Raw genomic sequence first — 17492 nt, 5'->3', positions numbered from 1 at the left:
TCGCGCCCCCCTCTGTCCTGCCGGACATCTCCCCCACAAGGGGGGAGATCAGCAGCTTTGGCGCTTCGGTTCTTTCTGCGCCGCTGGAGATTGGCGAAAGCCAGGATGACGGCTGATCTCCCCCCTTGTGGGGGAGATGTCCGGCAGGACAGAGGGGGGCGCTGTCCCGCCAGCGTTGCAGAGTGCCCAGGTGAGGCCACCTCGCTATGAACGAGCTGTTGACCTCACACGTCACCCCAGCGCCTCCTCGACAATCTGGCCAAGCTCCGGCGCGATCGCGGACAAATCCTCCTCGTCCTTGATAAGCACACCGATGGCTCGGCGGAAGGCTTGCGGCCATGGGCTGCCGCCTTTCTCCAGTATGGTGGCGGCGTTGGCCCATTCGACGGCCTCGGAGATGCCGGGCGGCTTGGCCAGCGGGCGGACGCGGATCTCCTGCACAGCGGTCGCCACGGCGCGGGCGGTGGTCTCGGCGACATCGCCGGCGCGCAGCATGATGATGGCGGCTTCTCGCTCGGCGTCGGGATAGCCGATCCAGTGATAGACGCAGCGGCGCCGGAGCGCTTCGGCGAGTTCGCGGGTGCGGTTCGAGGTCAGGATGACGATCGGCTGCGCCTCGGCGCGGATCGTGCCGCGCTCAGGGATGCTGATTTGGAAATCGGAAAGGAATTCGAGAAGCAGCGCTTCGAATTCGTGGTCGGAGCGGTCGATCTCGTCGACCAGCAGCACGCGCTGCTCCGGCGCCCGCAGCACCTGCAGCAATGGCCGCGCGATCAGAAAGCGGTCGTCATAGATGTCGACCTCGTGCTCGCCGGCATGGCGGATGGCGAGCAACTGGCGCTGGTAATTCCATTCGTAGAGCGCGTGCGCAGCGTCGATGCCTTCATAGCATTGCAGCCGCACCAGATCGCGGCCGAGGAGCTGTGCGACCGCCTTGGCAGCTTCGGTCTTGCCGACGCCGGGCGCGCCTTCCAGCAGCAGCGGCTTGCCGAGCCGTATGGCCAGGAAGATGGCGGTGGCCAGGCTGTCGTCGGCGAGGTAGCGCGAAGCAGCGAGATGCTGTGCCACCGCCTCCGGCGAGGTCGCGACAGTCACGGCATTCGGCTCCTGCATGTCGTCCTCAGTTCGCCGCTTGCGCCTTCAGCGCGCGCAATATGCGCTCCGGTGTGATCGGCAGCGTGTCGATGCGCACGCCGACGGCGTCGAAGACGGCATTGGCAACCGCGGGGATCTGCGGGTTCGCGCACATTTCGCCTGGCCCTTTGGCACCGTAAGGACCATCCGCCGACGGCCGCTCCAGCACGATGATCTCGGTTTGGGCGAGATCGCCCGGTCCCGGCATCAGATACTGGTTGAAGTCGGTGCCGCCATGGTCGCGGTTGGGATAATAGGGCTCGGTCGTTTCGTAGAGCGCGTGGCTGATGCCCATCCAGGAACCGCCGACCAGTTGCTGCTCGACCATTTTCGGGTTCAGCGCGCGGCCGATCTCATAGACGTTCTTCACGGTCAGCACCGTAACCTCGCCCGTCTCGTCATCGACCTCGACCTCGGCCACCGTGCAGGCATGGGCGTAGCAGGTCGACGGCTTCATCGCGCCGGTCTCTTTCTCCGGATAGGAGCGCGGGATCAGGAACATGCCGCGGCCTGAGATCGAGCGGCCACGCTTGAAATGAGCCGACAGCGCGACATCGAAGATCGAGATCGACTTTTGCGGCGCGCCCTTGACCAGAATATTGCCCTGGCCGTCAGTCTCAAGGTCGGAAGCGTTGACCTCCAGCTCTTCCGCCGCCACTTCCAACATCACCTGGCGCGCTTCCTTGGCCGCCTGGATGACGGCATTGCCGGCGCGGTGGGTGCCGCGCGAGGCGAAGGTACCCATGCAGTGCGGGCCGGTGTCGGTGTCGGCGGTGTCGATGGTGACCCGGTCGGTCGGCACGCCGATGGTCTCGGCGCAGATCTGCGCCATGATCTGCTTCAGGCCCTGGCCGAGATCGACCGACGAAAGTGTGACCATGAAATTGCCGGTCGGCGTCGAATGCACCAGCGCCTGCGTCGGGTCGCCGCCAAGGTTCATGCCCGTCGGGTAGTTGATCGCGGCGACGCCGCGTCCGCGCCTTATCGCCATCTCAAGCTCCCTTCGTGTAGGAGGACATCGCCATATACTTCTCCGCCACCGGCCAGTTGGCGGCGCGCGACGCCTCCTGCATGCACTCGATCAGCGCCGCTCCTTCGGTCGGCTGGCGATGCGCCTTCATGTCGCCATCGCGATAGGCGTTGATGAAGCGGAATTCGAGCGGGTCCATGCCGATCAGCCGCGCCAGCTTGTCCATCTGCACCTCAAGCGCGAAGTCGCCGATGGTGACGCCGAAGCCGCGCATGGCGGAGGAGGGTGTGCGGTTGGTGTAGACGCAGTAGGTGTCGATCCAGACATTGGGAATGGTGTAGGGGCCGGGATAGTGCGCCGCTCCCTTCTGCGCGCCATAAGGCGAATGGCGCGAATAGGCGCCGGCATCGGTATAGCCGGTCACCTTGCGCGCAACGATACGGCCATTGTTCATCACGCCGTCCTTGATGATTATCTTTTCGGCGGCGCGCGGCGAGGAGATCTGCATCTCCTCTTCGCGGCTGTAGATGAAGGAGACGGGACGTCCTGTGAGCTTGGCGCCAAGAACGGCGATCGGCTCGACGATGACGTCGACCTTGCCGCCAAAGCCGCCGCCGACAGTGCCGCCGACGAAATGCAGTTTTGAGCCGGGCATCTGCAGGATGATCGAGGCGTTGTCGAGGGTGAAGAACATCGCCTGGGTGTTGGTGTAGCAGGTGAAGCGGTCATTGCCTTCGGGCACCACGACGCAGCCCGTGGTCTCGGTCGGCGCATGCTCGATCGGCGAGGACTGGTAGCTCTGTTCCAGGATGTGGTCGGCGCCGGCAAAGCCCGCCTCGGCATCGCCGAAGCGCACCTTGCGGCATTCGCCGCTGTCATAGAGGTAATAATTCTGGCCGTGATATTCGTTGACCAAAGGCGCGCCGGGCTTCAGCGCTTCTTCCATGTCGAAGACGGCCGGCAGCACCTCATAATCGACCTTGACCTTGGCTGCCGCTTCCTGAGCCGCGCGCTCGGTCTCGGCCAGCACCGCCACCACGGCCTCGCCCTTCCAGCGCACCTTCCCGTCGGCCAGCACCGTTTCGTCTTCCGGTCCGACCTGGATCAGGATCAGGATGGTGTAGACATTGTGCGGCACATCCTTGGCGGTGAGGATTTTCACCACGCCGGTATGCTTCTCCGCTTCGGAAGTGTCGATCGAACGGATGCGGGCATGGTGGTGCGGACTGCGCACCATTTTCAGGTGAAGCATATTCGGGAAGTTGCGGTCGGCGAAATAGGCGGTCTTGCCCGTCACATGTCCTGGCGAATCCAGCCGAGGCCGCCCATGGCCGATCTCGTGCAGGCCGTCCTTGCGCTGATCGGCGAAATAGTTTTTGCGCAGTTCCATTCTTTTGGTCCTTAGGCCGCGTTCTGCGAATTGGCTCGGGCCGCGGTCAGCACCGCCTGGATGATCGGCTCGTAGCCGGTGCAGCGGCAGATATTGCCGGACAGCGCCTCGACCACATCCTCGCGGCTCGGATTGGGCGTGTGGTCAAGCAGCACCTTGGCGGCCATGATCATGCCCGGCGTGCAGAAGCCGCATTGCGTGGCGAAGGCATCGAGGAAGGCACGCTGCAGCGGATGCAGGATGCCGGCCTCGGCGAGGCCCGATGTGGTGCGGATGTCGGCGCCGCTGCAGGTCTCGGCCAGCGTCAGACAGGAGAGCCTCAATTCGCCGTCGATGATCACCGAGCAGGCGCCGCAGGTGCCCTGGTGGCAACCGCCTTTTGGCGAAGTGTCGCCAACCTTGTCGCGCAGCGCATACAGCAGCGTCGTGCCGCCCTCGACGAATTCGGCCTTTTCGGAGCCGTTAAGCGTAAACTGGATCGGGACCTTCGCCATTCTTCCTCCATGCGCGCCTGCCCGGATGGGCCGGACAGACGCGCTCCCCCCAACCGGGTGTTTCAGGTCAGCAGCAGCCGGCCGAGATGGACCGGCAAAACTTCGGCGCGATACCAGGCGCTGGCGATCGGGTCGGTGATCGGCGCGGTGCCTTCACCTGCCGCAGCGAGCGCCGCTGCGATACCGTCGTGGTCAAGCCGCTTGCCAATCAATGCCTCTTCCACCGCTTTGGCGCGCATCGGGCGGTCCGCCATGCAGCCGAGCGCGATCCGCGCCGAGGAGACAGTGCCGTCGCCGGCCTGTTCGAGAACGGCGGCGATGCTGAGCACCGAGACGCCCTTCGGCTTGACTCGCGACACTTTCAGGAAGCGGAAATTCTCGGCCTTCGGCAGCGCGAAGGCGACTGACGTGACGATGGCGCGGCTGCCGTCCCGCTTGGCCAGGAAATCCTCGATAGGCAATTCCCCATCATCGGTGCCGACCGTCGCATCCAACGCCAGCAGGGCGACAGCGAAATCACCGTAGGGCGCGGGTGCGAACAGATTGCCGCCGACAGTCGCCATGTTGCGGATCGCCGGGCCGCCGACGGCGCGCGCGGCCTTGGACAGCGCCGCAAGCTCGGGATGGCGGGCGATAGCCGCCATCGTCATCGAAGCGCCGATGCGGACCTTGCCGCCGGCAACGGTGATCCCGGAAAGGGTCGGATCGGTCGAACGGACAAGGCCGGAGACGGAGATATCGCCTTCATTGGCGGCGCGCACGACCAGTGTGCCGCCGCCAAGATAGCGGGTGCCGGGCGCCTTCAGCGCCGCGTTGGCATCCCTTACGGCCGAAAAGGTCTGGAGGGCAAGCGCCATGGCAGTCTCCCCTGACTCAGCTCTGGCCAGAAAAATGGCTCTTCAACGCATTGAAGCCACCCTGGAAGACATTGGCGGCCATGCCGGCGGCGATCTTGTCGGCCTCTTCGGGCGCCGCGTCGAAGCTCGCGGTCCATTCGGCATAGGTGCGGTCGCCGTCGGTCACGCGGCGCAATTGCAGCGTCGCTTTGTGATTGGTCAGCGGCTGCGGCGTCTCCAGGATGGAGTAGCTGACGCGGAAATTCGCATCGGAGAAGTCGAGCAGTTTTTCGCGGACACGCGCGCCGCTGGCGAGCTCGAAATTACGCACGCAGCCGATGGTTTCGGCGCTCTTGCCGTCTTCGATATGGCTCTTGACCATGCGCGGATGCCAGCCCGGCAGGCCGTTGAAGTCGCGGATGCGCGCCCAGACCTTTTCGACCGGCGCGTCGATGACGCTGGAGACGGTGACTTCAGCCATATGATCATTCCCCTACGAATTCGATACGCTGCAGGGTAGGGCGGCGGCCGGCGCTGCGCTTATCAATGGGTCTTGCGGCCCTATCAAGGAGTCTGAAAAACGAGCGGCTTGGCTCAGGCCATGGCCCGCGCCGCCTCGCGGTAAAGCGTCGGCGGCACGCCGACATGGTCGCGGAAGAAGCGCGAGAAATTGCCCTGGGTGGTGAAGCCGAGATTGCAGGCGACCGAGATCAGCGGCTCCTGCGACCACTGCAGCTGCCGCACGGCTTCCTCCATGCGCAGCGTGTTCCAGTAGACATTGGGCGTCAGATTGGTCTGTTCCTTGAATAAAGCAAAGAAGTGCGGCCGCGACAGGCCGACGCTGCGGGCGACGTCGTCGAACGAGATGCGTTCGCAGACATTGGCCTTCATCAGCTGGATTGCCTTGCGGACGCGGAAATCCTGCATTGTGTTGACCCGGATCCGCGCCTCCTGCGGCGCCGAGGCGTCGGCGGCGTCGAGCAGGCTATCGATGAAGCGCTCGATCTCGTAATTGGCGACGTCGTCGATGCTTTCATTATCGCTCAAATGGTCGAGCAGGTTGGCGGCGGCCTGGTGCAGCCAGGGTTCGAGCGTGATCGCAGCCTGTGCAAACAACGGCGCCGACGAAGGCAGGTCGCGGCGCCGGCGCGCCCAATCCGGATCGATGTAGAAAGCGAGGAACAGGCCGGGCCTGCCGTTCTGCGACAGAATGTGGCTGTGCGGCTGGTAGGAATTGATGCCGGCGGCGGTGCCGGGACCCAGCGGCACCGTCTCGCGGCCGACGGTCATCTCGCCGGCCGTGCCCTCCAGCCAGATGATGATGTGGGCCTCGACATGCGCATGGGTGACGAAGTCGCTGGCGACATTCAGGACAGAAACATGTCCGAACCGGCCCCAATAGAGCCTGATCGCGTCCGTCATGGGTTATACCTCCCGCAGACGACTGGCCTCCCTTCGCCTGCGACGGGATTGTGCGGCTGAGTTCGGGCTCGCGTCAAGGCGCGGGGCGAAAGCCGCTGTGTGCTGCCGGCCGTAGTGGTGGATTTTCAGACTGAGCGATAGGGTTTCCCGTCAAACCGAAGCCGTCATGCCGCCGTCGACATAAAGCGTATGGCCGTTGACGAAGGATGAGGCGTCGGAGGCGAGGAACACGGCGGCGCCGATCAGTTCGTCGACATACCCCCAGCGGCCAGCCGGCGTGCGCTTTTCCAGCCAGGCGGAGAATTCCTGGTTGTCGACCAGCGCCTGGTTCATCTCGGTGCGGAAATAGCCGGGGGCGATGGCATTGACCTGCAAGCCGTATTTCGCCCAGTCGGTGCACATGCCACGTGTCAAATTGCGGATTGCGCCCTTGGTGGCCGTATAGGGCGCGATGTTGGGCCGGGCGAGTTCGCTCTGCACCGAGCCGATGTTGATGATCTTGCCCTTGCCGCGCGCGATCATATTGCGGGCGACCGCCTTGCCGGCATGGAAGGCGCCGGAGACATTGGTCTTGAACAGCCGCTCCCACTGCTCCTCGGGAAAGTCCTCGAGCGGAGCGCGAAACTGCACGCCGGCATTGTTGATCAGGATGTCGATGGCGCCGATCTCGGCCTCGACGCGGGCGACATCGGCATCGACCGCGCGAAAATCCGTCACGTCGAAGGTCGAGGGGTGCGCTTTGAAGCCGGCGTCGCGCAAGCCGGCGACGGCACCGGCAACCTTGCCGGCATCGCGGCCGTTGAGCACGACACTTGCGCCATGCTCGGCAAGGCCGCGCGCCAGCGCCAGGCCGATGCCCTGGCCGGAGCCGGTGATCAGCGCCAGCCGGCCGTTGAGCTCGAACAGGGATTTCGATGTCAAGGCAACGGTTTCCAGCCGAAAGGTTCAGTCCAAAAACATTCAGTCATTGCGCCTGAAGTTGCGGATCCGGTCGAACAGCACCGCGAGCAGGATGGCGCCGCCGATGAACACGCCTTGCCAGAAAGCATTGATGCCGAGCAGACCAAGGCTGTTGCGGATCACTTCGATGAGCGCGGCACCGACAATGGCGCCGAAGGCGGTGCCGACGCCGCCGGCGAGATTGGCGCCGCCAATGACCGTGGCGGCGATGACCTGCAGTTCCATGCCGGTTCCGAGATTGGTGGTGACGGCGCCCAGCCATCCGGTCTGGATGATGCCGGCAATGCCCGCCGCCAGCGCCGAGATCATATAGACGGCGACCTTGATCTGCTTGACGGGAACGCCGGTCAGCGTCGCCGCGTGCTCATTGCCGCCAATGGCGAAGATGTGGCGGCCAAACTTGGTCCAGCGCAGCGTGAAGCCGGTGATCAGCGCCAAAAGGATCATGTAGAGCACCGGATTGGCGATGCCGAACACCCAGGCACCGCCGCCCAGCGCCAGAAGCTTGTCGTGATCCGGGCCGAACTGGAAGACGACGGTGTTGTTGGAGGCGACCATGGCGAGGCTGCGGGCAATCGACAGCATACCGAGCGTCACCACGAAGGGTGGAAAGCCGAGATAGGCGATCATGATGCCGTTGAAGGCGCCTATGGCGAGCGCGGTGGCGATCGAGGCGAGGATGCCGACCTCGATGGAGTAGCCGGCATGCATGGTGACGGCCAGCACCATCGACGACAGGCAGAGCACCGAACCGACCGACAGGTCGATGCCACCTGTGATGATGACGAAGGTCATGCCGAGCGCGATGATGGCGACGAAGGTGATGTTGCGGGTGATGTTGTAAAGGTTCTTCGACGTGGCGAAGGCGTCGGTGGCAAAAGACAGGAACAGGCAGGCCAGGATGACCGCGATCACCACCCAGAAGGTCTGGCTGGCAAACAGTCTTGCCGGCAAGGATTGCTGCTTTTGTTCGATCGGCTGGTCAATTGTCAGTGCCATCGTCGACCTTCATGTGCTGTGCGTGGTGAAATTCGCTGAGATCAAACCTGTTCGATGGCGCCGGTGATCAGCCCGGTGACTTCCTCGGGCGAACTTGACGCAATCGTCTTGTCGGCGACCTTGCGGCCGCGCCGCATGACGATGACGCGGTCGGCGACGGTGAACACGTCAGGCATGCGGTGGCTGATCAGCACCACTGCGATACCCTGGTCGCGCAAATGGCGGATCAGGTTCAGCACTTCGGCGACCTGGCGCACCGAGATCGCGGCCGTCGGTTCGTCCATCAACACGATCTTGGCCTGCGACAGCATGGTGCGCGCGATCGCTACCGCCTGACGCTGGCCGCCCGACATCTGCTTGACGAGGTCGCGCGGACGGGTCTCGGACTTCAACTCGGCGAAGAGCTGGCCGGCGCGCTTGTACATGGCGGCATAGTCGAGGATGCGTAAAGGGCCGACGCCGCGGCGCAATTCACGGCCGAGATAGACATTGGCGGCAGCGGTCAGATTGTTGCACAGCGCCAGGTCCTGGTGGACGATCTCGATGCCGTGCTGGCGAGCTTCCGCCGGCTTGTGCAGGATCAACTCCTTGCCGTCCATGCGCATGACGCCATGGCTGGGGCGGAAATTGCCGGCGATCATCTTGACCAGCGTCGACTTGCCGGCGCCGTTGTCGCCCATCAGGCCGACCACCTGTCCGGGCTCGATCGACAGCGATACGTCGTTGACCGCCTGGATGGCGCCGAAATGCCTCGAGATATTGGTGAGTTCGAGAACCGCCACCAGTCTTTGCCTCCCCGTGTTTTGCGACCCGCTGCTGTTCCCGGCGTGAATGCCGGCGCTGCTTTGGCCCCGCTCTCCCCATCTCCTCCCGGAAACAGCGTCAGCGTTCTTTTACGCAAAAGCCGGCGCTCGTCAATCAATTGTCGGACGAATTGAAGCCTTGGTTATCCAAAAATCCGTTTTGTAGGACAAATAGCATTGACGTTGGCCGCAAGCCGATATTAGCTAAGCGTCGGAGGAGATCATGCCGATGCCGCTGGCGGTTAGCCGGGCGGAATCGGCGGAGGTTTATCGGTCGAGGTTGCGGCGCCACCCTTGTGTTGAGCCGGGCCAATGCCGCATCTGGAAATGCTTATCGATCTGTCTTGGCGACACGAGTGCTCGTGAAACGAACCTCGGTCATTAAGCATCCGGTCGATCTGTGTGGCGGGCACGCCGTGTCCGTCTGTTTCAAGGGAGGACTGATATGAGGAAAACACTTTTGCTCGCCGCCGTCGCCGCCATGGCGCTGGGCGCCGGGCCGGCTTTGGCCAAGAAACAGCTCGTCATCGTGGTGAAGGGTCTCGACAATCCATTCTTCGAAGCCATCCACCAGGGCTGCGAGAAATGGAACAAGGAAAATGCCAGCTCGGAATATGAATGCTTCTACACCGGCCCGGCATCGACCTCCGACGAGGCCGGCGAAGCGCAGATCGTCCAGGACATGCTGAGCAAGGCCGACACGGTGGCAATGGCGATTTCGCCATCCAACGCGCCGCTGATCGCTCAGACGATCAAGACCGCCAATCCGACGATCCCGATCATGACGCTCGACGCCGATCTCAGCAAGGAAGATGCCGCGCTGCGCAAGACCTATCTCGGCACCGACAACTATTTGATGGGTCACAAGATCGGCGAGTACATCAAGAAGGGCAAGCCGAACGGCGGCACGATCTGTACCATCGAAGGCAATCCCGCGGCCGACAACATCCTGCGCCGGGCGCAGGGCATGCGTGACGCGCTGTCGGGCAAGGAAGGCCTGGCGGCACTTGCCGGCGAAGGCGGCTGGACCGAAGTTGCCGGTTGCCCGGTGTTCACCAATGACGACGGCGCCAAGGGCGTGCAGGCGATGACCGACATCCTCGCCGCCAATCCCAAGCTCGACGCCTTCGGCATCATGGGCGGCTGGCCGCTGTTTGGCGCACCGCAGCCTTATCGCGACCTGTTCGGGCCGCTCAAGGACCGCATCGCCAGCAACGACTTCGTCATCGGCGCCGCCGATACGATTGGCGATGAAGTGGCGATCGCCCGTGACGGCCTTGTGACCGCTCTGGTCGGTCAGCGGCCGTTCGAAATGGGCTACAAGGCACCATCGGTGATGATCGATCTGGTCGAAGGCAAGGCCGTCGCCGATCCGGTGTTCACCGGCCTCGACGAATGCACCAAGGACACGGTCGACACCTGCATCCAGAAGTAGGTTCTCGATTTCGGGGCGCCCTTTGACGGGCGCCCCGTCTCTTCCCGGACGGACGCAACGGTTGGGGCAGCAGGCTCCGGCTTTGACGCGTCTGTAGTTTGGATTTTTCGGCAACGAGATCGGCGCGCCGTGCAGGTTCGGACCAGTCCGGACGCAGACGGCCGACGCATTGGAACGTGAATGCCGGACGAGAAATCAAAGAAGCGAACCGAGCGGGCCAAGGCACAAGCCAGCCGCGGTCCGGCTGTCATGCGCAGGGCCGGTGCCGCGCATTTTCCGGGAGCGAGCGTCCATGTCTCGCTGGCCGGCGAGATCGGCCTCAGAATCGTGCGCGGCGATTATCCGCCCGGCACGATTCTGCCCAACGAGGCCAAATGGGCCGAGACCTTCGATGTCAGTCGTTCGGCGGTGCGCGAAGCCATCAAGATGCTGATGGCCAAAAGCCTGCTGGCTTCACGGCCCAAGATCGGCAGCTGGGTCGAGCCCAGAGAACGCTGGAACCTGCTCGACCGCGATGTGCTGGCCTGGTACGCGACCGGGCCGGACCGGGAGGCCTTCCTGCGCACGGTGCAGGAGTTCCGTCACATCATCGAGCCGGAAGCGTCGGCCTTTGCCGCCACGCGGCGCAGCGACGAGCAGATGGACGAGATCAGCCAGGCCTGTCGTGAGATGGGCGAGGCTCTGAACCTGCAGGAGCGTATCCGCGCCGATACGCGTTTTCACCTCGCCATACTGCGCGCCTCGGGCAACGATCTGCTGGTGCCGCTTGGCGTTCTGATCGAGTCGGCGCTCGATCATCTCTTTGTCTTCGTCACACGCGAGACCAGCGATCAGCGGCGGGCGCAGGCGCTGCATGAGGCGATCGAGAAGAACATCCGCCTGCAGCGCCCTGCGGCCGCGCGCAATGCGGTGCACAAACTGCTCGCCAACACCGACGATGTTATCGGCCGGTCGAGGCGCTGACACAGGCTTTTCGCCGCCTTCAAATCGTCTGCTTCTTGCCGTCCTTGCTGGGCATCAGGTCGACGCCGTTGACCTTGCCGACATATGTCGCCAGCATCGGCACGAATTGCTCGGCCGGGCCAGTGGCATAGGCACCGGCGAAGGAGTTCTTGGTGGCGTTGCCGAGCGGGTTGGCGATGCCGGCCGCACCCGCCATCGATTCCAGATAGGTCAGGTCCTTGAAGGCGTTGGCGATGGTGAATTTATGCGCGTCGCGGTCGCCCTCCAGCGTCCAGCGCATGAAGGTCTGGTAGAAGCCGCAATCCATGCGGCCGTTGCGGATGACGCTGTCGAAACGCGGTGGCGAGATGCCGACCTTTTCGGCCAGCGCCAGCGCCTCGGAATAGATCGCGGCATAGCCCAGCGAGATGAAGTTGTTGAGCAGCTTCATGCGGTGGCCGTCACCTGTGTCGCCAATATGGACGATGCGGCCGGCCCAGGTTTCGATGACCGGCTTCACACGGGCAAACAGCGCGTCGGGCGCGCCGACCATGGCGTCGAGCGTGCCTTCCCAGGCTTCCTTCGGCGTGCGGCTGAGCGGTGCATCGACGAAGTCGACGCCGATCTCCTTCAGTTCCGCCGCCAGCGCCACGGTCGAGACCGGATCGGCGGTCGAGCAATCGACGACAACCGAGCCTCTTTTCAGGCCCTCCTTGAGGCCGCCGGGGCCACGGATGATGGCTTCGACCTCGCGCGAGCCGGTGACGCAGATGAAGACGATATCGGATGCCGCTGCCACCTCACGCGAGGTGGCCACTTCCTTCGCACCGCGGCCAGCCAAGTCTTCCGCCGGCTTGCGGTTCTTGCGGCCGAGGAAGGTCAGGCCATAGCCCTTGTCGACGATGTTCTTGGCAATGCCGTGCCCCATCAGGCCAAGGCCGATAAAGCCGATCTTTTCGCTCGCGGCGGTCGTGGTCATGTCTTGAAGTCCTGTTGCGATGATTGATATTGGGCGCCGCTGTCTTGCGGGCGAGGGTGGTTGCAGAATGCCATATTGTCTGACAATACACAGAAATCCTAGGCATTGGAGACGAAAATGACGAAGCGGATCATGTTCACCGGCGGCAGCGGCAAGGCCGGTCGCCATGTCGTGCAATATCTGGTCGAACAGGGCTGCCAGGTGCTCAACATCGACACCAAGCCGCTCGACAATCCCAAGGTACGCACGCTGATCACCGACATCACCGACAGCGGCCAGGCGTTCAACGCGCTGTCGAGCTATATGGGCCTGCATGAATTCGATCCGTCGCTGCGCCCGCAGCCGGTCGATGCCGTGGTGCATTTCGCCGCCATACCGCGCATCATGATCACGACCGACAATGAGGTGTTCCGCATCAATGCGATGGGCACCTACAACGTCATCGAGGCGGCGGTGAAGCTTGGCATCCCCAAGGTGGTGATCGCGTCCAGCGAGACCACCTACGGCGTGGTGTTCGCCAACGAACCGCGCGACCCCAAATATTTCCCGCTCGACGAAGAATACGACGTCGATCCGATGGACAGCTATGCTCTGTCCAAGGTCGTCAACGAGCACACGGCGCGCGCCTTTGCGCAGCGCAACGGCACCGATATCTATGCGCTGCGCATTGGCAACGTCATCGAACCGCATGAGTATTCGCTGTTCCCCAAGTGGTTCGCCGATCCAGGCTTTCGCAAGCGCATCGCCTGGAGCTATGTCGACGCACGCGATCTCGGCCAGATCACGCTGCGCGCCGTTGAAACCGACGGGCTCGGCTTCCAGGTGTTCAACGCGGCCAATGACGATACCTCGTCCGACCTGCCGACAGCGGAACTTTTGAAGCGGTTTTACCCCGACGTGCCGGTCAAGGCGGAGCTCGACGAATACGAGACGCTGCTTTCCAACCGCAAAGCCAGGGACATGCTTGGCTTCCGTCCCGAGCACAGCTGGCGCAAATACGTCAAATAGGCCGGCCGGGGGCAAGGTTGCGACCTGATCTGTGCACAGCCGCAGCCTTTGCCGTCAACGTCCCGCCCTTTGCTTGACAGCTTCCGAAATCCGGACTTTGTGGAGGCATGAGGGACGGAAAGCCGAACAAGGGAAAGATGCCTGAAAAGGCGGCATCCGCAGAGCGCCCGGCGACCCTTCGCCGGGCTGACGCGGCCCGGATGCCCGGCACCAGCGTGCATGCGTCACTGGCCAGCGAAATCGGGCTTCGGATTGTGCGCGGCGACTATCCGCCGGGCACCATCCTGCCCAATGAAGCCAAATGGTCTGAAACCTTCAACGTCAGCCGCTCGGCGGTGCGTGAGGCGATCAAGATGCTGATGGCCAAAAGCCTTTTGGCATCGCGCCCCAAGATCGGCAGCTGGGTGGAGCCCAGGGAGCGCTGGAACCTGCTCGATCGCGATGTGCTCGCCTGGTACGCGACCGCGCCCGACCGTGAGGTGTTCCTGAAGACGGTGCAGGAATTCCGCCATATCATCGAGCCGGAAGCGACTGCCTTCGCCGCCATGCGACGCACCGAGGAGCAGATGGCCGAGATCAGCCAGGCCTGCCGCGAGATGGGCGAGGCGTCGAGCCTGCAGGAGCGCACGCGCGCCGATACGCGTTTCCATCTGGCCATCCTGCGCGCCTCCGGCAATGATCTGCTGGTGCCGCTCGGCGTGCTGATCGAATCCGCCTTCGATCATCTGTTCACCTATACGACGCGCGAACTCGACGATCTGCAGCATGCACAGCAACTGCACGAGGCGATCGAGAAGGCCATCCGCCTGCAGCGGCCGGATGCGGCCCGCAACGCGGTGCGCAAGCTGCTCGCCAATACCGACGGCGTCATCAACACCCGGTAGGATGTGCTGATATTCAGGTGAGGCCGGCCTGCAAACGCCGGCTTTCGCGCTTCACGTACTTAAGTACGCTCCGCTCCGGTTCTCGAAACCCAATGTTTTCGGCGCGGCCTGACCTGAATCTCAACACATCCTGCGAGCGCTCAGCCGGTCTGCGAAGTGGCCAAATGTTGCCTGGTCAGCGCGATCAGCAGCGCCTGGTCGCGGGCGGCGTGCTCGGGGCGGTTGACCACCTCGTCGCCATTGACGATCGCACCCCAGAAGCCGCGCAGTTCCTCGACGAAGGCTTCGCCGTAGCCGGCGCGCAGATCCCTGGTCGACAGTGTGTGGCCGTCCGAGGTCTTCACAGTCAGCCGGGTCGGATGATGGTTGAGCCAGGGCGAGGGGAATTCGAGCTCAAGGCTGGCATCGTCGAAGAAGAGCGTGATGCGTTCCTTGTAGTCGGCGAGCTTCGGCACGGTGAGATGCGTCATCGTCCACAGCGCCCGGCCGTCGAGCAGTTTTACCGCGCCCTGGCCGCCATCGCCATTAGCGAAGATCTGCGCGCCGACAACCTCGCCCTCCGGCACGCCGAGTGCGTCGAGCAGTCCGTGCACGGCATTCACATCGTGAATCAAGGCGGAGCTGTAAGCGCCGGTAAATCCACGGAAAGCCAGATCGGTTATGGGCTGGCCGATGGCGCGCTCGACCTGTTGTTTCTGCCTGGCTTGCGCGGCGGCAATCAGCTCCTCGGGAATGTCGTTGCCGCGCTTGTAGCGCTGGTGGGCGATGAACGGCCAGGCATCGGGATCGTTAACCTCGACCGAGACGGACCGCAACGTCTTTGCCGTGCCGGGCAGCGAGGCCAGCGCCAGCCGGTAGCTCGGATCGAAGCGCTTCATATAGCCGACCTGCATGACCTTGCCGGCCTTATCGCGCGCGGCGATGATCTCGGCGATTTCCGCCGGGGAATAGCAGAGCGGCTTTTCGCAGAAGACATGCAGGCCGCGCCCCAGTGCGGCCAGCACCTGCTCGTGATGCAGCGGGTCGGGCGAGCCGATCACGACGGCGTCGAGCTTATGGTCGAACAGTTGCTCCGGCGTTTCGAAATTGGCGATGCCGTGAATTTCGCTGACATATTCCCGCGAAATCCTTGACGGGTCGGCAACGCCGACCAGTTCGAACAGGTCGCCGAGCCGCAACAGATTCGGAATATGCTCGACCTGCGAAATCATGCCAGCGCCGATGACGCCGACGCGTATCCTGCTCATGCTGTCATTACTCTCTGCAAAAGTGTTCCAGGCTCAGGGTGCGGCGGCCGGCCGGTTGCCGATCTGCGCCAACAGCCCGGCAATCTCAGCTTCCACCGCCTTCAGATCCTCGCCGCCCGACATGATGGAAATCACCTCGTCGCGCGAGATCTCGGACTTGGCGTATGTGCCGCGATTGCGGCCGCGGTTGAGCAGCGTGAAAGTGTCACCGACGGGGTAGGCGTGGTGGATGTTGTGGCTGATGAAGATCACCGCCAGCCCGCGCATGCGCGCCTCGATGATGAATTTCAGCACCATGGCCGCCTGATGCACGCCGAGCGCCGAGGTCGGCTCGTCGAGGATCAGCACCTTGGCGCCGAAGTGGACTGCGCGCGCGATGGCCACCGATTGGCGCTCGCCGCCCGACAGCGTGCCGACTGCCTGTGTCGGGTCGCGCACGTCGATGCCGATATCGGCCATCGCCTGACGGGCAATTGTGTTGGCGCGCTCCTTGTCGAAGCGCGAGAAGGGCAGGCGGCTTCTGGTCGGCTCGCGGCCGAGGAAGAAGTTGCGCGTGATCGACATCAGCGAGATCATGCCGAGGTCCTGGAAGACCGTCGCGACGCCGAGGTCCTGCGCGTCGCGCGGGCTGCGGAAGCTGACGGGCTTGCCGTCGACGAAAATCTCGCCCTTGGTCGGCCGGTGCACGCCCGACAGAACCTTGATCAGTGTCGACTTGCCGGCGCCATTGTCGCCGAGCAGGCAGTGCACCTCGCCGGGATAGACCTTGATGTCGATATCCTGCAGCGCGCGCACCGAGCCGAAATTGACCGACACACCACGTAATTCCATGGCTGGCTGAATGGCCGGGGATGGGTTTGGGTAGGTCATTTGCCGCCTCCGCGTCCGAGCGCCTTGAGGCGGATGTAGTTGTTGACCAGCACGGCCATCAAAATGACGATGCCGAGGAAGACCTTGAACCAGTCGGTGTCGATGCCGGTGTAGAAGATGCCCATCTGCACAAGGCCGAAGATCAGCGCGCCGAACAGCACGCCATAGACGGTGCCGTAGCCGCCGGTGAGCAGCACGCCGCCGATGACCGCGGCGATGATCGCCTCGAATTCCTTGAGCAGGCCGCGCGTGGTGTCGGCGGAGCCGGCCTCCATCACCTGGATGGTGGCAAGCAAGGTCGCCGCACCGGCGGTGTAGATGAACAGCGCGATCTTCACACGGTCGACCGGCACGCCGACATTGCGGGCGGCATTGAGGTCGCCGCCGGTGGCGAAGATCCAGTTGCCGTATTTGGTCTGGGTCAAGACATAGCCGGCAAGCGCTGTCAGTCCGAGCCACCAGACGATCGACATCGGAATGCCGACGACGAAGGGAATGCCGTCGGTACGGGTGGCGATCCAGCCTTGCGTGCCCATCCATTGGAAGAAGCCGGTCAGGAGATGGCCGTTGAACAGGCCGGCGGTTGCCGGGTCCGGCGCGCCGTCGAGGATGTAGGGGATCTGCGTGCGGCCGGTAACGGCGCGGGTGATGCCGATCGACAGGCCGCGCAGGATGTAGAGCGACGCCAGCGTCACGATGAAGGAGGGCAGGCGGGTCTTCACCACGATCAGGCCGTTGACGTAGCCGGTGAGGATGGCGACAGCGAAGGCGCAGGCGATGCCGCCCCACAGCGGCAGGCCCCAATATTTCACCGTCAGTCCGATGACGACGCCGGCGAAGCCGACCATCGAGCCGACCGAGAGATCGAACTCGCCGGCGATGATGAGAAGGGCTGCGGCCGTGGCGATGATGCCGAGTTCGGCTGCCAGCGTCAGGAAGGTCATCGACCCCTGCAGCGAATAGAGGTTCGACGCACCCGGCAGCAGGGCGAAGATGATGATGGTGGCGATGAGGCCGCCGGCGGCACCGGCTTCGGGCCGGCGCAGCCATTGCGTCAGCCGGCCGGTGCTGGCCAGCCGCTCGTCAGTGCCGGCAGCCCGTTTCGACGTCATGCCGAAA

At 63.7% G+C, this 17492-nt stretch carries 18 protein-coding genes; 4 read left to right on the top strand and 14 right to left on the bottom strand.

Annotated elements, in window-relative coordinates; genetic code table 11:
• Positions 1-231: 231 nt before the first annotated feature.
• From NKI32_RS18455 to NKI32_RS18410, 10 genes are all read right to left on the bottom strand, one after another.
• Positions 232-1113 (bottom strand): AAA family ATPase, encoded by an 882-nt coding sequence (locus tag NKI32_RS18455; RefSeq protein WP_353003122.1) that lies wholly within the window; start codon positions 1111-1113, stop codon positions 232-234.
• A 7-nt stretch (positions 1114-1120) separates the two neighbouring features.
• Positions 1121-2125, bottom strand: a complete 1005-nt coding sequence (locus NKI32_RS18450; RefSeq protein WP_353003121.1) for a xanthine dehydrogenase family protein molybdopterin-binding subunit — start codon at positions 2123-2125, stop codon at positions 1121-1123.
• Between the two features lies 1 nt (position 2126).
• The gene (locus NKI32_RS18445) at positions 2127-3494 is read right to left on the bottom strand and encodes a xanthine dehydrogenase family protein molybdopterin-binding subunit (RefSeq protein ID WP_353003120.1); all 1368 of its coding nucleotides are present in this window, start codon (positions 3492-3494) and stop codon (positions 2127-2129) included.
• Positions 3495-3505: 11 nt separating this feature from the next.
• A complete protein-coding gene (locus tag NKI32_RS18440; RefSeq protein WP_353003119.1) occupies positions 3506-3988 on the bottom strand; it encodes a (2Fe-2S)-binding protein in 483 nt (160 codons plus the stop codon).
• 62 nt (positions 3989-4050) lie between these two features.
• Positions 4051-4845, bottom strand: coding sequence for an FAD binding domain-containing protein (locus NKI32_RS18435; RefSeq protein ID WP_353003118.1), 795 nt, complete (start codon positions 4843-4845; stop codon positions 4051-4053).
• A gap of 16 nt (positions 4846-4861) precedes the next feature.
• On the bottom strand, positions 4862-5305 hold the full coding sequence (locus NKI32_RS18430; RefSeq protein ID WP_352513499.1) for an SRPBCC family protein: 444 nt from the start codon (positions 5303-5305) through the stop codon (positions 4862-4864).
• 113 nt (positions 5306-5418) lie between these two features.
• A complete protein-coding gene (locus tag NKI32_RS18425) occupies positions 5419-6246 on the bottom strand; it encodes an AraC family transcriptional regulator (protein ID WP_023673046.1) in 828 nt (275 codons plus the stop codon).
• A 150-nt stretch (positions 6247-6396) separates the two neighbouring features.
• Positions 6397-7167, bottom strand: coding sequence for an SDR family oxidoreductase (locus NKI32_RS18420; protein WP_023696207.1), 771 nt, complete (start codon positions 7165-7167; stop codon positions 6397-6399).
• 39 nt (positions 7168-7206) lie between these two features.
• Positions 7207-8205, bottom strand: coding sequence for an ABC transporter permease (locus NKI32_RS18415; protein ID WP_023673048.1), 999 nt, complete (start codon positions 8203-8205; stop codon positions 7207-7209).
• Positions 8206-8246: 41 nt separating this feature from the next.
• Entirely contained in the window at positions 8247-8987 is a 741-nt protein-coding gene (locus tag NKI32_RS18410; RefSeq protein WP_023696206.1) for an ATP-binding cassette domain-containing protein, read from the bottom strand.
• A 466-nt stretch (positions 8988-9453) separates the two neighbouring features.
• On the opposite strand from NKI32_RS18410, the gene NKI32_RS18405 reads away from it, so the two are divergent.
• Positions 9454-10443 carry a sugar-binding protein gene (locus NKI32_RS18405; protein WP_023673050.1) on the top strand — a complete coding sequence of 330 codons (990 nt, stop codon included), beginning with the start codon at positions 9454-9456 and terminating at the stop codon, positions 10441-10443.
• Positions 10444-10623: 180 nt separating this feature from the next.
• Entirely contained in the window at positions 10624-11406 is a 783-nt protein-coding gene (locus tag NKI32_RS18400) for a FadR/GntR family transcriptional regulator (protein ID WP_023690787.1), read from the top strand.
• Between the two features lie 19 nt (positions 11407-11425).
• Here NKI32_RS18400 and NKI32_RS18395 read toward each other — a convergent pair whose 3' ends face one another.
• Complete coding sequence (locus tag NKI32_RS18395; protein WP_023696205.1) at positions 11426-12364, bottom strand: NAD(P)-dependent oxidoreductase; 939 nt, start codon at positions 12362-12364, stop codon at positions 11426-11428.
• Positions 12365-12481: 117 nt separating this feature from the next.
• On the opposite strand from NKI32_RS18395, the gene NKI32_RS18390 reads away from it, so the two are divergent.
• Together NKI32_RS18390 and NKI32_RS18385 are read left to right on the top strand one after the other, a co-directional pair.
• Entirely contained in the window at positions 12482-13372 is an 891-nt protein-coding gene (locus NKI32_RS18390; RefSeq protein ID WP_031201451.1) for an NAD-dependent epimerase/dehydratase family protein, read from the top strand.
• 107 nt (positions 13373-13479) lie between these two features.
• Positions 13480-14256, top strand: a complete 777-nt coding sequence (locus tag NKI32_RS18385; RefSeq protein WP_023682233.1) for a FadR/GntR family transcriptional regulator — start codon at positions 13480-13482, stop codon at positions 14254-14256.
• A 140-nt stretch (positions 14257-14396) separates the two neighbouring features.
• Here the strand turns inward: NKI32_RS18385 and NKI32_RS18380 are convergent, their stop codons facing one another.
• Genes NKI32_RS18380 through NKI32_RS18370 form a run of 3 tightly spaced genes read right to left on the bottom strand, consistent with a single transcriptional unit; the run spans position 14397 to position 17485 of the window.
• Positions 14397-15503 carry a Gfo/Idh/MocA family protein gene (locus NKI32_RS18380; RefSeq protein WP_353003117.1) on the bottom strand — a complete coding sequence of 369 codons (1107 nt, stop codon included), beginning with the start codon at positions 15501-15503 and terminating at the stop codon, positions 14397-14399.
• Between the two features lie 33 nt (positions 15504-15536).
• On the bottom strand, positions 15537-16373 hold the full coding sequence (locus NKI32_RS18375; RefSeq protein ID WP_050593919.1) for an ATP-binding cassette domain-containing protein: 837 nt from the start codon (positions 16371-16373) through the stop codon (positions 15537-15539).
• Complete coding sequence (locus NKI32_RS18370; protein ID WP_502897964.1) at positions 16370-17485, bottom strand: ABC transporter permease; 1116 nt, start codon at positions 17483-17485, stop codon at positions 16370-16372. Before NKI32_RS18370 ends, NKI32_RS18375 begins: the two co-directional genes overlap by 4 nt.
• Positions 17486-17492 lie beyond the last annotated feature (7 nt).

It is taken from the genome of Mesorhizobium sp. M0761, from assembly GCF_040320205.1.
Taxonomy (GTDB): domain Bacteria; phylum Pseudomonadota; class Alphaproteobacteria; order Rhizobiales; family Rhizobiaceae; genus Mesorhizobium.
This window is presented reverse-complemented; position numbering and strand designations above follow the sequence as displayed.

Coding starts and splice junctions, on each gene's coding strand:
- NKI32_RS18400 (WP_023690787.1), top strand. CDS start 10,624: ATGCCGGACGAGAAATCAAAGAAGCGAACCGAGCGGGCCAAGGCACAA.
- NKI32_RS18370 (WP_502897964.1), bottom strand. CDS start 17,485: ATGACGTCGAAACGGGCTGCCGGCACTGACGAGCGGCTGGCCAGCACC.
- NKI32_RS18430 (WP_352513499.1), bottom strand. CDS start 5,305: ATGGCTGAAGTCACCGTCTCCAGCGTCATCGACGCGCCGGTCGAAAAG.
- NKI32_RS18440 (WP_353003119.1), bottom strand. CDS start 3,988: ATGGCGAAGGTCCCGATCCAGTTTACGCTTAACGGCTCCGAAAAGGCC.
- NKI32_RS18445 (WP_353003120.1), bottom strand. CDS start 3,494: ATGGAACTGCGCAAAAACTATTTCGCCGATCAGCGCAAGGACGGCCTG.
- NKI32_RS18435 (WP_353003118.1), bottom strand. CDS start 4,845: ATGGCGCTTGCCCTCCAGACCTTTTCGGCCGTAAGGGATGCCAACGCG.
- NKI32_RS18405 (WP_023673050.1), top strand. CDS start 9,454: ATGAGGAAAACACTTTTGCTCGCCGCCGTCGCCGCCATGGCGCTGGGC.
- NKI32_RS18450 (WP_353003121.1), bottom strand. CDS start 2,125: ATGGCGATAAGGCGCGGACGCGGCGTCGCCGCGATCAACTACCCGACG.
- NKI32_RS18425 (WP_023673046.1), bottom strand. CDS start 6,246: ATGACGGACGCGATCAGGCTCTATTGGGGCCGGTTCGGACATGTTTCT.
- NKI32_RS18375 (WP_050593919.1), bottom strand. CDS start 16,373: ATGACCTACCCAAACCCATCCCCGGCCATTCAGCCAGCCATGGAATTA.
- NKI32_RS18395 (WP_023696205.1), bottom strand. CDS start 12,364: ATGACCACGACCGCCGCGAGCGAAAAGATCGGCTTTATCGGCCTTGGC.
- NKI32_RS18380 (WP_353003117.1), bottom strand. CDS start 15,503: ATGAGCAGGATACGCGTCGGCGTCATCGGCGCTGGCATGATTTCGCAG.
- NKI32_RS18415 (WP_023673048.1), bottom strand. CDS start 8,205: ATGGCACTGACAATTGACCAGCCGATCGAACAAAAGCAGCAATCCTTG.
- NKI32_RS18455 (WP_353003122.1), bottom strand. CDS start 1,113: ATGCAGGAGCCGAATGCCGTGACTGTCGCGACCTCGCCGGAGGCGGTG.
- NKI32_RS18385 (WP_023682233.1), top strand. CDS start 13,480: ATGAGGGACGGAAAGCCGAACAAGGGAAAGATGCCTGAAAAGGCGGCA.
- NKI32_RS18390 (WP_031201451.1), top strand. CDS start 12,482: ATGACGAAGCGGATCATGTTCACCGGCGGCAGCGGCAAGGCCGGTCGC.